Source organism: Acidimicrobiales bacterium, from assembly GCA_035533595.1.
Taxonomy (GTDB): domain Bacteria; phylum Actinomycetota; class Acidimicrobiia; order Acidimicrobiales; family Bog-793; genus DATLTN01.
Genome location: DATLTN010000001.1, coordinates 1 through 13,956, shown reverse-complemented (window position 1 = coordinate 13,956; position 13,956 = coordinate 1). Strand labels below are relative to the sequence as shown.

At 73.1% G+C, this 13,956-nt stretch carries 13 protein-coding genes; 11 read left to right on the top strand and 2 right to left on the bottom strand.

Features of this window, described 5'->3' with window-relative positions:
- Positions 1 to 206 (top strand): hypothetical protein (locus VNF07_00065; GenBank protein HVB04635.1); only part of this gene is annotated, 206 nt, incomplete at its 5' end.
- A 21-nt stretch (positions 207 to 227) separates the two neighbouring features.
- Here the strand turns inward: VNF07_00065 and VNF07_00060 are convergent.
- On the bottom strand, positions 228 to 1,397 hold the full coding sequence (locus tag VNF07_00060; protein ID HVB04634.1) for an NlpC/P60 family protein: 1,170 nt from the start codon (positions 1,395 to 1,397) through the stop codon (positions 228 to 230).
- Positions 1,398 to 1,529: 132 nt separating this feature from the next.
- On the opposite strand from VNF07_00060, the gene VNF07_00055 reads away from it, so the two are divergent.
- From VNF07_00055 to VNF07_00010, 10 genes are read left to right on the top strand one after another with little or no spacing between them, the layout of a single operon-like run.
- Complete coding sequence (locus VNF07_00055; protein HVB04633.1) at positions 1,530 to 2,939, top strand: class II fumarate hydratase; 1,410 nt, start codon at positions 1,530 to 1,532, stop codon at positions 2,937 to 2,939.
- 40 nt (positions 2,940 to 2,979) lie between these two features.
- Positions 2,980 to 3,834, top strand: a complete 855-nt coding sequence (locus VNF07_00050) for a hypothetical protein (protein ID HVB04632.1) — start codon at positions 2,980 to 2,982, stop codon at positions 3,832 to 3,834.
- 37 nt (positions 3,835 to 3,871) lie between these two features.
- Complete coding sequence (locus VNF07_00045; protein ID HVB04631.1) at positions 3,872 to 5,095, top strand: hypothetical protein; 1,224 nt, start codon at positions 3,872 to 3,874, stop codon at positions 5,093 to 5,095.
- A gap of 5 nt (positions 5,096 to 5,100) precedes the next feature.
- A complete protein-coding gene (locus VNF07_00040; protein HVB04630.1) occupies positions 5,101 to 6,027 on the top strand; it encodes a CoA ester lyase in 927 nt (308 codons plus the stop codon).
- Positions 6,024 to 7,193, top strand: coding sequence for a glycosyltransferase family 4 protein (locus VNF07_00035; GenBank protein ID HVB04629.1), 1,170 nt, complete (start codon positions 6,024 to 6,026; stop codon positions 7,191 to 7,193). Before VNF07_00040 ends, VNF07_00035 begins: the two co-directional genes overlap by 4 nt.
- On the top strand, positions 7,186 to 7,701 hold the full coding sequence (locus VNF07_00030) for a hypothetical protein (protein HVB04628.1): 516 nt from the start codon (positions 7,186 to 7,188) through the stop codon (positions 7,699 to 7,701). The genes VNF07_00035 and VNF07_00030 overlap by 8 nt, the downstream gene beginning before the upstream one ends.
- Before the next feature lie 22 nt (positions 7,702 to 7,723).
- Positions 7,724 to 9,715, top strand: a complete 1,992-nt coding sequence (locus VNF07_00025; protein ID HVB04627.1) for a glycosyltransferase — start codon at positions 7,724 to 7,726, stop codon at positions 9,713 to 9,715.
- A 44-nt stretch (positions 9,716 to 9,759) separates the two neighbouring features.
- Positions 9,760 to 10,281, top strand: a complete 522-nt coding sequence (locus tag VNF07_00020) for a hypothetical protein (GenBank protein ID HVB04626.1) — start codon at positions 9,760 to 9,762, stop codon at positions 10,279 to 10,281.
- Positions 10,282 to 10,287: 6 nt separating this feature from the next.
- Entirely contained in the window at positions 10,288 to 11,802 is a 1,515-nt protein-coding gene (locus VNF07_00015; GenBank protein ID HVB04625.1) for an FkbM family methyltransferase, read from the top strand.
- A gap of 22 nt (positions 11,803 to 11,824) precedes the next feature.
- Positions 11,825 to 13,720: a hypothetical protein gene (locus tag VNF07_00010; GenBank protein HVB04624.1), complete on the top strand. Its 1,896-nt coding sequence runs from the start codon at positions 11,825 to 11,827 to the stop codon at positions 13,718 to 13,720.
- Here the strand turns inward: VNF07_00010 and VNF07_00005 are convergent.
- On the bottom strand, positions 13,677 to 13,956 hold a 280-nt coding region (locus VNF07_00005), incomplete at its 5' end, for a hypothetical protein (protein HVB04623.1). The genes VNF07_00010 and VNF07_00005 overlap by 44 nt on opposite strands.

Sequence of the window (13,956 nt, the reverse complement as noted above, 5' to 3'; positions counted from 1 at the left end):
CGAGTGGGCTGGTCGAGCACGAGCTCGACCACGTCTTCGTCGGCCGCCTCGAGGAGCTACCGCTCGCGCCGGACCCCGAAGAGATCGCGGAGCTGCGCTTCGTCGCGCCGGCGGCGATCAGCGAGGAGACGCTCGGCGCGCCGCTCGCGCCATGGCTCGTCCGGGCACTCGGTCTCGCGCTCGCCGCGTTGTCCCCCGGCAGCTGAGGTCGGGGCCGGCCTGCGGGCTCAGGGCCTCCCCGCGGCGAAGGCGCCGCCGGGGAGGGGGGTGTACTGCACGACCGTGCCGTAGGTCTCGGCCTGGATCGCCTGGCCGCCGCCCGCGTAGATGACGACGTGGTAGATGTAGCCGCCCGAGGCGTAGAAGACCAGGTCACCCGGCTGCAGGGCGTCGAGGGAGACATGCGGGGTGGACTCGTACTGCGCCTCGGCGCTGTGCGGGAGGGAGACCCCGGCGTGCGACCAGGCCCACATCGCGAGCCCCGAGCAGTCAAAGCCGCCGGGGGAGGCGCCGCCCCAGGAGTACGGCGAGCCGAAGACCGAGCGGGCAGCGGTGAGCACGGCACCGACGTCACCGGAGCCGACGACCGTCGGCTGCGCCGGGGGTGCCGCGGCGGCGGGCGCCGGCGACGAGGCGTCGAGGGCGGCGGCGCGTGCCGCCTGCGAGGCGACGGCGCGCTCGGCGGCAGCCTGCTGCTGGGCCTCTTGTTGCGCGACGGCGCTCGCGAGCTCGCCCTTCACGCCGGCGAGCGTCGAGCTCACCTGCTGTTCGAGCCCCTGGGCGCTCTGCTGCGCGGCGGCGATCGTCGCCGCGTTGGCCTTTGCCTCGGCGTCGACGCGCTGCAGGGTGCTGCGCTGCACGCTCAGGCGATGCTCGGAGTTCTGCAGACTGCTCACTGAGGTGGTGAGGTTGCCGGAGGCGGCCTGCAGGTAGGTCTGCTGGGCGGGGAGCGAGCTCGCTGCCGCGGAGAGGTCGACCGACGCCTCGCCGGATCCGGCGGTGACGTAGGCGTAGATCGCCTGGCTGCGTACGGACGAGGTGTCGCTGCGGACCTGCTTCTCGGCGGAGCCGAGCTGCGAGGCGGCCGCCGCGACCTCGTGGTCGAGGAGGTTGGCGCGTGCCCTCGCCTGGTCGTACTGCTCGGAGAGGATCGCGAGGCGGGTGTCGAGGGTGTCGACCCGCACGGCAAGCGCCTGGGCGGTGGACTGGAGGGTCTGGATGTTCGATGCCGCCCCCGGCGAGGCGCTCCCGAGGACGACCGGGGAGGCGACGAGGAGCAACCCGGTTGCCGAGACGGCGAGGCGGGGGAGTCGGGCGCGGCCGCTCCGCTGCGAGGCGACGGAGGGGCGCGCACCGGCGCGGAGTTGGACCGCGAGCGGTCCCTCGGCAAATCGCACGATGGGGTCGCAACTTACCAGCAGGTCGCGATTGCGCAAGGGAATTCTGCGTTTCGCCTGATGAACGCGGTGCCACTACCGTTGCCGAGCGGCCGCAGCCCGCGCGCCGGAGAGCGGAAAGGAACCGGATTCGTGAGCGCTTCCGAGGACTCGGCGACCGCTGCCTACCGCATCGAGCACGATTCGATGGGGGACGTCCGGGTGCCGGCGGCCGCCCGTTGGGGCGCGCAGACCCAGCGCGCCGTGGAGAACTTCCCGATCTCGGGGCGCGCCGTCGAGCCGGCGCTGATCCGGGCGCTCGCGCAGATCAAGGGGGCCGCCGCCACCGCTGCGGCCGAGTTCGGGCTCGTCGCCGCCGAGGTCGCCGCGGAGATCGCGAAGGCTGCGGACGAGGTCGCCGCGGGGGAGCACCTCGCCGAGTTCCCGATCGACGTCTACCAGACCGGCTCGGGCACCTCGACGAACATGAACGCCAACGAGGTGCTCGCCAACCTCGCCTCGGAGCGCCTCGGTCGCGCCGTCTCGCCGAACGACGAGGTCAACGCCGCGCAGTCCTCGAACGACACCTTCCCGGCGGCGATCCACCTCGCCGCCGCACAGGAGATCGTCTCGGACCTCGCGCCCGCGCTTGCCCACCTCGCCGCCGTGCTCCGCGACAAGTCCGCGGAGTTCTCCGAGGTGGTGAAGTCCGGGCGCACCCACCTGATGGACGCCACCCCCGTCACCCTCGGCCAGGAGTTCGGCGGCTACGCGGCGGCGATGGAGCACGGGATCGAGCGCCTCGACTCGGTGCTCGGGCGCGTCGCCGAGCTCCCCCTCGGGGGCACCGCGGTGGGGACGGGGCTGAACGCGCCGGTCGGCTTCGCGGCGCGCACGATCGCCCTGCTCGCCGAGCGCACCGGGCTCCCCCTCACCGAGGCCCGCGACCACTTCGAGGCGCAGGGGGCGCGGGACTCGCTCGTCGAGGCCTCCGGGGTGCTGCGGACGGTCGCCATCTCGCTCTACAAGATCGCCAACGACCTCCGCTGGATGTCGTCGGGGCCGCGCTGCGGTCTGTCCGAGATCCACCTCCCCGACCTGCAGCCGGGCTCGTCGATCATGCCGGGCAAGGTGAACCCCGTCGTCCCCGAGGCGGTCTGCCAGGTCGTCGCGCAGGTGGTGGGCAACGACGCCGCGGTGGCCTTCGGGGGCTCGGCGGGCAACTTCGAGCTGAACGTGATGCTGCCGGTGATCGGCCGCAACCTCCTCGAGTCGGTCCGCCTGCTCGCCTCGGTCAGCCGGGCGCTGGCGGACAAGTGCGTCCGCGGCATCGAGGCAGACGTCGAGCGCTGCCGCACCTACGCGCTCTCCTCCCCTTCGATCGTCACCGCGCTCAACCCCTACATCGGCTACGAGAACGCAGCGAAGGTCGTGAAGTCGGCGCTCGCCGAGAACAAGGACCTCCGCCAGGTCGTGCTCGAGATGGCCCTCCTCTCCGAGGAGGAGGTCGACGCGGCCCTCGACGTGCTCGCGATGACCCGCGGCGGCATCGTCGGCGCCTGACCCGCCGTCGGCGGCCGGGTCGCGCACTACCCTCCGGTTTATGCATCCGATCGAACGGTTGCGCTACGTCGCCCGCGCCGGGGACGTCGACCCTTCGCTGCTCGCCGAGGAGGCCGCGCTGGCGCTCGGCGCGCTCGCCGCGGAACCACGGGCGCTCGTCCCCGCGGCGCGTCGGCTTCTCGAGTTCCACCCCTCGTGCGCGCCGCTGTGGTGGGTCTGTGCGGAGCTGCTCAGCGCCGACCGACCCGCGGCACGCGCCGAGGAGCTCGCCGCGGCGCTGAACGAGGACCCGACCGCCGACGAGCTCGCCGCGGCGCTCCCCGGCGCCGCCACGCTCGTCACGACCGGTGGGGCGATCATCGACTCGGCGTTGCGGGAGCGCCCCGACCTCACCGTCCACCTCGTCGGGACGGCCGCCTCGCTGCGCTACCAGCTGAGGCGCATCGGCGACACGGTCGAGGTCGAAGGCTTTCTCGGCCACGAGATCGCCGAGGCCCTGGACGGAGCGGGCGCGGTCGTCGTCGAGGCGGCTGCGGTGGCGCCCGACGGGGCGCTCTTCGACCCGCTGGCAGCGGCCCTCGCAGGGGCCGCCGGCGAGCTCGAGCTGTGGGTGGTCGCCGGCTGTGGCCGACTGCTCCCTGCGGCGCTCTTCGCCGCGTTGCGTGCCGGGACGGGTCAGCCGCAGCGAGCGCGCCAGTCCCGTGGCAGCGCCCTCCCTGTCGGCGGGCCGGACGAGGACCTCGACGCGGAGGGCCCTACCCCCGAGCTCGCCCTCGTCGCCCTCGACGGGCGGGCCGTGATCGCCGGGCCGGAGGGTCCGTTGCGGCTGCGCGACGCCGCGGCGCGCGCGCGCTGCCCGGTCCCCCCCGAGCTCCTCGCGACGGTGCGGGAGTGAGTTACCCCGCACCTCGCACACCGTCGGGCCGCCCCCGATGAGGGCGCACCCCGACGAGCAGGGAGTCGTCGGCTCCTACCTGCGCCTCGGACTGGCCATCGGGCGGCACATCGACGGCTTCATCGACGCCTACTACGGCCCGCCCGAGTTGCGCCGCGAGTCCGAGGGCGCGCCACCGCGCCCGCCGCAGGCGCTCGCCGCTGAAGCCCGCCAGCTGCTCGGCGCGATCGACGGCGGGACGCCACTCGGAGCGCCCGGCGACGACCCGGCAGGCGAGGTCGAGGGGCGGCGGCGGTTCCTGCGCGCCCAGGTCCTCGGCCTGTTGACGAGCGCGCGGGTGCTCGCCGGTGAGCATCTCGACTACGCCGACGAGGTCGAGTCCTGCTACGGCGTGCGCCCCCATCGCGTCGAGGAGGACGAAATCCTCGCCGCCCACCGCCGCCTCGACGAGGTCGTGCCCGGCAGCGGCCCGCTCGCCGAGCGCTACATCGCCTGGCGCGAGTCCCAGGTCGTTCCGCCCGACCGCCTCGAGTCGGCGATCGCCTCGCTCGCCGAGGACCTGCGCGAGCGCACGGGGCGGCTCTTCGGCCTCCCCGAGGGCGAGTCGGTCGAGTTCGCGCTCGTGGACCATCAGCCCTGGTCGGGCTTCAACTACTACCTCGGCGACCTGCGCTCGCGGGTGGCGATCAACACCGACCTGCCGGTGCTCTCGCCCTCGCTCGCCCACCTCGTCGCACACGAGGCCTACCCGGGCCACCACACCGAGCACAGTCGCAAGGAGGTCGGGCTGGTGCGCCGCCGCCGCTACCTCGAGGAGTCGATCTTCCTCGTCGGTACCCCGCAGTGCCTGATCGCGGAGGGCCTCGCCGACCTCGGCCTCGAGATCGTCATGGGCCGCCGCCCCGAGCAGCTCGTCGCCGAGCACCTGCGACCGCTCGGCATCCCCTACGACCCGGACACCGTGGCGGTCGTCGCCGAGGCGGGGGAGGCGCTCGGCGCGGTGCGCGCCAACGCCGCCTTCCGGCTGCACGCCGACGGCGCGGATCCCGAGGTGGTCGTCGACGAGGTCGCCCGTCTCGCGCTCCTCCCTCCCGAGCGGGCGAAGAAGAGCGTCGAGTTCCTCTTCGACCCGACCTGGCGGGCCTACATCACCTGCTACGTCGAAGGCCTCCCGCTGTGCCGCCGCTATGTCGCCGGCGATCCCGCCCGATTCGAGCGGCTGATCACCGAGCAGTGCGTCCCCGCCGAGCTGGCGGCCTGAGGACGATGTCCGAACGCAGCCGCGAGTTGCCGCGCCGCTCGGTCCTCGCCGTCCCGGGCTCCTCCGATCGCTTCCTGCACAAGGCGCCGACGCTTGCCGCCGACATGTTCCTCCTCGACCTCGAGGACGCGGTCGCCCCTTCGGAGAAGGCGGCGGCGCGCGACAAGGTCGTCTCGGCGGTGCACGACCTCGACTTCGGAGAGGCGGTCCTCGGGGTCCGCATCAACGGCTGGTCGACCACGCACACGCTGCGCGACGTGCTCGAGGTGGTCGGCCGGTCAGGCGAACGCCTCGACGTCGTGATGCTCCCGAAGGCCGAGAGCGCGGCACAGGTCGTGGCGCTCGACCTCGTGCTCTCCCAGGTCGAGGCCGAGGTCGGGCTCGCGCCAGGGCGGACGGGGGTCGAGGTGCAGATCGAGTCGGCGCGCGGTCTCGCGAGCGTCGAGGAGATCTGTGCCGCCTCGCCCCGCCTCGAGGCGGTGATCCTCGGCCCCGTGGACCTCGCCGCCTCGCTCGGCATGCCGATGCTCACGGGCGGGGAGGCTCCGTCGGGCTACCCGGGCGACCACTACCACGCGGTCCACCTCGCGCTCCTCGTCGCGGCGCGGGTGCACGGCCTGCAGGCGATCGACGGCCCCTTTCTCCGCCTCGACGACGACGAGGGGCTGGCGGCCTTCGCGGGGCGCACCCGCGCCCTCGGCTTCGACGGCAAGTGGGCCATCCACCCGAGCCAGATCGCGACCCTGAACGCCCTCTTTACGCCCCCTCCTGCGCAGGTGGCGCGCGCCGAGGCGATGCTCGCCGCCCTCGACGCGGCCGAGCTCGACGAGAAGAGGGGAGCCCTGCGGGACGCCGGCGAGATGCTCGACGAGGCGAGCCGCAAGCTCGCGACCGCGGTCCTCCGCCGCGCCGGGCGAGGGGCGGGCCGATGAGCGACGCCAACGGCGTCACCGCCCGCCGCCCGCTGCGCATCCTGCTCGTCGAGGACTACGTCCCCGACGCGACGCTCGGCTCGGGCTACGGGCGGATGATCGACACGATCACCGAGCTGCAACGCGCCGGCGACGTGACGGTCACCCTCTTCCCGACCTTCGGCGCGAGCGACGCGACGCCGCACGCCGGGCCGAAGAACGTCGAGATCCTCGACATCCCTCTCGAGCGTCACCTCGCGGAGGTGCACGCGGCGGGCGGCGGCTACGACCTCGTCATCGTCTCGCGCCCGCACAACTACGAGGTCGCCTCGCCGATCCTCTCGGACTGTCTGCCGGGGGTGCCCGTGATCTACGACGCCGAAGCCCTCTACTTCCGACGCCTCGAGCGACAGGCCAAGCTCGCGACCGGGGTGGTGCGGGCGAAGCTGCTCCTCGAGGCGGCCGCGATGCGCCGCCTCGAGGAGCGGATCGCGGCCGAGGCCGACGCCGTCGTCTGCATCTCCGACGAGGAGGCCGACCTCCTCACCCGTCACGCACGCCGGCGGGTCGAGGTGAACGGCCCCCTCCTCGCCCACGCCGCCTGGACCGACGAGGGCTTCTCCGAGCGACGGGCGGTGGGCTTCGTCGCCGGCTGGTCGGCCGGCCCGCGCTCCCCGAACGTCGACGGCCTGAAGTGGTTCGCCCGCCACGTCTGGCCGCGCGTCCTCGCGCGCGTGCCGGGTGCCGAGCTCGTCGTCACCGGCTCGGACCCGCCGCTCGAGGTCACCCGCTTCGAGTGCAGCTCCATCCACTACGCCGGCGTCGTGCCCGACCTCAACCGCTTCTACGCGAGCCTCCGACTCGCGGTCGTCCCCATCAGGTACGGTTCAGGGGTGAAGTTGAAGGCGGTGGAGGCGCTCCAGTCTGGCGTCCCGACCGTTGCGACAGCCGTTGGGGCGGAGGGCATCCCGACCGATGTCACGGATTTGATCCCGGTGACCGACGACGCCCGCGAGTTCGCCGACCTGGTGGCGCTGCTCATCGGGAACGAGGAGATCTGGCGCGCGCAGCGCGAGCGGTTGAAAGAGCAGTGCCGCATCTGGGAGGAGCACCCCCAGAGCAGCGTCTGGCCGGGCCTCGTCGCGCACCTCGTCGGGGCGTCGGGTCGCGGGGGCTTCCATGTCTGACGCCGCCGGCCGCGACCGTCGTGGGGGACGCGAGGCCGAGCACCTCGACCGCGCCATCGACCGCGAAGTGTTCCTCCGCCTCGTGACCGACCCCGAGAGCGGGGAGGCGATCGGTGGGCTGCTCGCCGCGGTGCGCGGCAGCGCGCTCGACGACCCCGACATGCGGTTGCGCGAGCTGACCGAGATCGAGCGGATGCGCGACCTCGAGATCGCCCGCCTCGAGGCCGAGCTCGCCGAGAAGACCGACGTCGTCTTCGACCTCGAGACGGCGCTGTTCCACGCCAGTCGTCGGGGCGACGACCTCGACCGCCGCTGGAACGAGCTCGCGGAGGAGTACGAGCAGGTGGCCGAGCGCCTCGTCGAGGCCGGCGGCCGCCTCGAGGCGATCGAGGGGCAGGCGAGCTACCGGGCGACGCTCGCGGTGACCGGGATCCTGCGCCGCCAGCCCGCGGTCTACTCCGGGGTGCGGCGGTTCGCCCGGCGGGTCTTCACCCGGTCGACCCCCTGAACCCTTCGCGTTCGCTGGTGCGATGGTGACCGAACGGCCCGAGGCGCTGCCGCGCGTGCGCTTTGCCGAGGTGGCAGAGCCGGTCGCCTCGGTCGTGGTGATCGGCTTTCGACGCGCCCCCTTCCTGCTCGGCTGCCTGCGGGCGCTCGAGCGCAGCGCGCGCGAGGTCCCCTACGAGCTGCTGCTCGTGCTCAACCAGCCCGACCGGGAGCTGGTCGACGTCGTCGAGCGCCAGGTCACCGGGGCGCGGGTGCTGCGCACGAGGGTCAACGTCGGCTTCGGCGGCGCAGTGAACCTCGCCGCCACCGAGGCGCGCGGCGAGTTCCTCGTGCTCTTGAACGACGACACCGAGGTCGCCGACGAGTGGCTCGAGAGGCTCGTCGAGACGGCGCGGCGCCATCCCGAGGCGGGCGCCGTCGGGAGCACGATGCTCTTCCCCGACGGGAGCCTGCAGGAGGCCGCCTCGGTGATCTGGGCGGACGGCTCGACAGTCACCGTCGGCCGCGGCCTCCCAGGAGACAGCCGCCGCTACGACTACGAGCGCAAGGTCGACTTCGGCTCCGGCGGGGCACTGTTGATCCGAAAGGCCCTGTTCGACGAGACGGGCGGGATGGACCCCGCCTTCTTCCCGGCGTACTACGAGGACACCGACCTCTGCCTGCGGATGGCGGCGGCAGGCCACCCCACCTGGTACCAGCCGCGGGCGCGGGTGCTGCACCACGAGTCGATGAGCACGACGAGCCCCTTCCGTAGCTTTCTGTTCGCGAGGAACCGGGCGACCTTCCAGTCCAAGTGGGGCGAGCTTCTCGCGCAGCGCGAGACCGCGGCGCCCTGGGACCAGACGGCGATCGACCGCGCGGTGTGGAAGGCGATGGGCTCGCCCCTACGCGTGCTGCTCATCGACGACCAGGTCGCGGACGCCTCGATCGGCTCGGGCTACCCGCGCATGGCTGACACCCTCCGCTCGATCCAGGAGTCCGGCCGCTACCACGTCTCGCTGTTCGCCTCGCTCGTCGACGGGGCGCGCGACACGACCTTCGCCTGCTCGCTCGGGGTCGCGGTCCTCGACGGCTTCACCCCGGACGACCTCCGTCGCCATCTTGAGGAGCTGGCCGAGCCCTACGCGGCGGTGGTCGTCTCCCGGCCCCACAACTACGAGCGCTTCGCGCCGGCGATCCGCGAGCTGCACCCCGCGACACCGATCATCTACGACGCCGAGGCGCTCTTCCACGTGCGCATCGAGCGGCAGGCCGCCCTCGGCTACGGCGCCCACCTCTACACCGAGGCCGAGGCAATGCGCCGCGTCGAGACCGAGATCGTCCGCGACGCCGACCTCGTCGTCACGGTCTCGGAGGACGAGGCGGCCTTCGCGCGCGAGCACACCGACCGTCCCGTCCACGTGCACAGCCCGCTGCTGCACGACATCGAGCCGGGGCGCAACGGCTACGCCGAGCGCGCCGACGTCGTCTTCGTCGCCGGGTGGGCATGGGGTGTACACACCCCGAACGTCGACGCGCTCTTATGGTTCGCCCGCGACGTCCTCCCCGAGGTGCTGGCGCGCGCTCCCGGGTCACGGCTGCTCGTCACCGGCTCGCACGCCCCCGAGCCCGTGCTGCGCCTCGCCGGGCCGTCGATCGTCTTCACCGGGCGCGTCCCGGACCTCGAGGCCTTCTACGGAAACGCCCGCGTGGTGATCGTGCCGATGCGCTACGGCGCCGGGGTGAAGAACAAGACGGTGGAGGCGCTGCAGTTCGGGTTCCCGACCGTCTCCACCTCGGTCGGCGCGGAGGGGATCGACCTCGCCGTCGCCGACTGCCTGCTCGTCGACGACGACGCGAAGAGCTTCGCCGTGAAGGTCGCCTCGCTGCTCGCGGAGCGGGGTGCCTGGGAACGGCAACGCGCGCTCATCCTCGCCCAGCACGAGGCGTGGCGGGCTGCCGCCCGGCCGTCGGTGTGGCCGGGGGTCCTCGACGAGGTGGTGGCCAGCCGCCGCGAGGCGCCCGCCGCGCGCTGAGCTGGGCGGGGTCCGCAAACGACGGCTCCGGCTACCATGAGCCGGTGCCAGAGCTGGAGTCGCCGCCGCAGCTCGACCCGGCCCTCAGCGAGCTCGTTCGCCTCGCCGCTGACCGTCCCCCCGCCGAGGCGGGGCCGCGCGCCATCCCCGTCGAACGCGCCGGTGTCGACGAACGCCTCCTCTACAGCCTCGAGGAGAAGGTCGACGAGCTCGAGCACCTGCTGCGGACCCAGGCCGAGGCCGCACAGCAACGCGAGCAGCTGCGTGAGCTCGAGCTCCGCTCCCTGCAGCACGACCTCGCCCTGAAGGAGCAGTACGTCATCCAGCTCGAGGCGCAGCTGCACACGATCGAGGCCTCCCGCGACGAGGCGGCCGCCGCGCTCGCCGCGACGCAGGCAGAGCTCGCCGAGACCGCGCGCCGCCTCGCCGAGGTGGGGGCGCTCGCCGATGCCATCCAGCGTCAGCTCTCCTACCGGATCGCCCGCCGCGGCGTCGAGGCGCTGAAGCAGACCGGGCCCCTCTACCGGGTCCTCAGGGTGGGAGCCCGCGTCGTCCTCGGCCGCTGATCGCCGATGATCTCCTATGCGCAGAACGCAGAGGACGTGATCCTCGCGCGCGCCCTCGGCGGGACCAGCAGGGGCTTCTACGTCGACGTCGGCGCCGCCTCGCCGACCGAGGCGACGGTCACCCGCCACTTCTACGAGGCGGGCTGGCACGGGATCAACATCGAGCCGGTGCCCCAGTGGGCGGCCCAGCTCCGCTCGGTGCGCCGAAGGGACCTCAACCTCGAGGTCGCTGCGGGCGCGCAGGAGGGCGAGCTCACCTTCTACCGGGTCGCCGACGACCCGTCGCTGTCGACCCTCTCCGAAGAGGTAGCCCGCCGCTACCAGGCCAAGGGGATGCGTGTCGATGCGGTGACGGTCCCGATCACGACCCTCGACCGGATCCTCGAGGAGGCGGCTCCGGACCGGATCGACTTCTTGAAGATCGACGTCGAGGGGGCCGAGGCCGAGGTGCTCGGGGGGATCGACCTCCGCCGCTGGCGGCCGCGCGTCGTCGTCGTCGAGGCGACCGAGCCCTACTCCTTCATCCCGACGCACGACCGTTTCGAGCACCTGCTGACCGGTGCCGGCTACCTCTACGCGTCCACCGACGGGATCAACCGCTACTACGTCCCCGAGGAGGAGTCGGCGCTCGTCCCCCTGCTGGTGCCGGCGAACGCCCTCGACGACTTCGTGCCGATGCGCGAGCAGCTGCTCATCGAGGAGATCGGGCGGCTGCGCAACTTCGTCCGCCAGCTGCAGCGCCGCGGCGCCGCCGGCGGCGAGAGCGAGGAGGCAGGCGACTCCGGGGAGCCGCTGCCGCCGCTGTTCGAGGCGGCCGCCTCGAGCGCGCCGGCCCGTCTCGCAGTGCTCGCCACCCCGCAGTCGGGCGGGGAGCGGCTGACCGCGCTGCTGGCGGCGCTCCTCGGCGTCGACGAGGCGGTCGCCGACCATCCCGCCGACGTCGGCTGGGAGGCGCTCCCGGCGCGCGGCATCGTGCGCCTCGGCTGGCCACGGAGCGAGCACCTCCACCGACTCCTCTCCCGGCACGGTTTCCGCGCCGTGACTGTCGCCCGCCACCCGCTCGACGTCCTCGTCTCCATCTGCCGTCTGGTGCAGGTCGACCGGTCGACCCTCAACTGGCTGGGCGGCGATCTCGGGAGCGAGGACCCCCTCGTCGACCGCGACCCGACGAGCGCGGAGTTCCGCGAGTGGGCGCTCGGGGCTCGCGCCGAGCGGCTGCTCTCGATCTCCGCGGAGTGGTGGAGCGACCTCGCGACGGCGCGCATCCGCTACGAGGAACTCGACCGCCTCGAGGCAGCGGCCGCCGGCAAGGGTGGGCAGGCCTCCCCCGCGGCGAGCGGCGACCTCGAGGAGCTGCCCGGCGGCTGGCGGGCGTACCTCACCGCCGAGGTCGCAGGCCCGCTCCTCGCCCGCCACGGCGCCGTCGCCGCGGTGCTCGGCTACCCGGCCGCCTCCCTCGACGGTCTCCCCGATGCCGCCGAGGCGCGCCGCAACTGGGAGGCGCTGTGTGCCGGCCCCTGAGCGCCGTGCCCCCCGCTCGGTTTTGAGGCACCTCGCCGCGTCGGCGCTCGCCCGCCGGAGGGTCGGGCTCGGCGGCGTGTGGGCGCTCGCGAGTCTCTTCTACTACTGGACCGCCACCTCGAGCGGTGACCCGATCCTCTTCGGGCAGGGGCAGGCGGACTACTACAACGACCTGACGAGCGGCTTCCTCGCGGGCCACCTCTCGATCCTCGCGTCGCCGCCGAAGGGGCTGCTCGCGCTCCACAACCCGTACGACCCCCTCGCCAACGCGGCCTACTCGGGGGTCTTCCACGATCTCGCGCTCTACCACGGCCACTTCTACCTCACGTGGGGGCCGACGCCCGTCCTCACCCTCTTCCTCCCCTGGCGCCTGCTGCACGTCGGCCAGCTCGAGCAGAACCTCGCCTGTCTGATCTTCGGTGCGGTCGGCCTCGCGTTCGCCCTCGCGCTCCTCGACGCCGCGGTCTCCTGGCTCGTCCCCCAGGCCCGGCCGTGGAAGGCGGTCCTCGGCGGCCTCGTGCTCGCGACCGCCGGGCTCGTGCCCTTTCTCCTGCGGACGCCGGAGATCTACCAGGTCTCGATCGCCGGCGCCTACTGCTTCACCTGCGCCTCGCTGTGGCTGCTCACCAAGGGCCTCTCCGGCGCGCGCCGCGCGAGCTGGTGGCTCGGCTTCGCGAGCCTCGCCGCGGGGCTCGCCGCCGGCGCGCACTGGGACATGGTGCTGCTCGGCGCGCTCCTCCTCGGGTCGCTGTGGTACCTCCACCGCGAGGCGCCCGTCGGCCGAGGCGGGGAGGCCCGTCGCGCCCTCGTCGTCGTCGGCCCCTTCGCCGCCGCGGTGGTGCTGCTGCTCGCGTACAACGTCGCCCGCTTCGGCAGCCCGCTGCAGTTCGGCGCCTCCTACCAGCTCGCCGGGTACGACCCCACCAAGACGCCCTTTTACAAGCTCGGCTACCTGTGGCCGAGCCTCTACTACTACTTCGTCGCGCCGATGCGCTGGACCTTCGCCTTCCCCTTCTTCGCGCTCGCCCCGCCACCGGCCTACCCGGGCGCGGTGCCCGTCACCTACGTGCCCGAGGAGATCGGCGGGATCCTCACCACCACGCCGCTCCTCCTCTTCCTCGTCGTGCTCGCCGCCAGGCGCCGCCTCGCGCCCCTGCTGCGCAACCTCTGCCTGGTGCTCGTCGGGCTGGCCTTGGTGATCGCGGTGCTCATCGCCTTCAGCCTGCCGGGTGGCTCGATGCGCTACGAGGCCGACTACGCGACGCTCTTCACCCTCCCGGCCCTCCTCGTCTGGATGGCCTGGCAACCCGCGCGCCTCGCGCTCCGGCGCGCCCTCACGGCGCTCGGCGCCGCCTTCGGCCTCTACGGCGCGGTGGCGCAGGTCGCGCTCTCGACGACCGGCCCCGTCGACTGGCTGCGCCTCACGAACCCGAGCACCTACTCGTCCCTGCAGCACGCGACGAGCGTGCTGCCGACGCTCGTCGTGATGGCCGAGGGCCACGCGAGCGTGGTGCGCGTCATCGATCCCGACGCCGGCTACCCGACGGCCCTCGGCGACTACGGCACCTATCAGGCGGGACGCTCGTTCACCCTGCTGCACGACCACGAGGAGATCGACGTGATCGCGCCGCACAGCGGCAGCTACGAGCTGACCGCACGCTACGGGCGGGCCGAGACGGCGCCCTCGGGCGGTCGGATCACCGTCTGGGTGCAGGACGGCACGACGATCGACCACTTCCGCTTCCGCGCTGGGAGCCACGCACTCGCCGTGCCGCTCGTGCGCGGTCTCAACGAGCTCGAGGCGTGGGTGACCTTCACCCATCCGCAGGCGCCGGGAGCCTTCCCCGACATCCTCACGGTGGAGAACCTCGCCTTCAGCGTCCCGGCTCCTCCGGCAACGGCTCTTCGAGGGCGCTGAAGCGGTACTTGAAGCAGGCGACGACCCAGCTGAGCGGGTCGCGCAGGATCGAGACCTTCTTGCCCTCGATGAACGAGCGCGAGTGGTACGAGACGGGCACCTCGACGGGGTGGTAGCCGCAGCGCAGCAGCTTGCCGGTCAGCTCCCAGTCGAAGTCGAAGCGGTTGCACTCGAGGCGCAGCCCTTCGAGCGCGTCGCGCCGCAGCACCTTGTACATCGTGAACGGGTCGCGCAGC

Coding starts and splice junctions, on each gene's coding strand:
- VNF07_00045 (HVB04631.1), top strand. CDS start 3,872: ATGAGGGCGCACCCCGACGAGCAGGGAGTCGTCGGCTCCTACCTGCGC.
- VNF07_00015 (HVB04625.1), top strand. CDS start 10,288: ATGATCTCCTATGCGCAGAACGCAGAGGACGTGATCCTCGCGCGCGCC.
- VNF07_00040 (HVB04630.1), top strand. CDS start 5,101: ATGTCCGAACGCAGCCGCGAGTTGCCGCGCCGCTCGGTCCTCGCCGTC.
- VNF07_00050 (HVB04632.1), top strand. CDS start 2,980: ATGCATCCGATCGAACGGTTGCGCTACGTCGCCCGCGCCGGGGACGTC.
- VNF07_00030 (HVB04628.1), top strand. CDS start 7,186: ATGTCTGACGCCGCCGGCCGCGACCGTCGTGGGGGACGCGAGGCCGAG.
- VNF07_00025 (HVB04627.1), top strand. CDS start 7,724: ATGGTGACCGAACGGCCCGAGGCGCTGCCGCGCGTGCGCTTTGCCGAG.
- VNF07_00035 (HVB04629.1), top strand. CDS start 6,024: ATGAGCGACGCCAACGGCGTCACCGCCCGCCGCCCGCTGCGCATCCTG.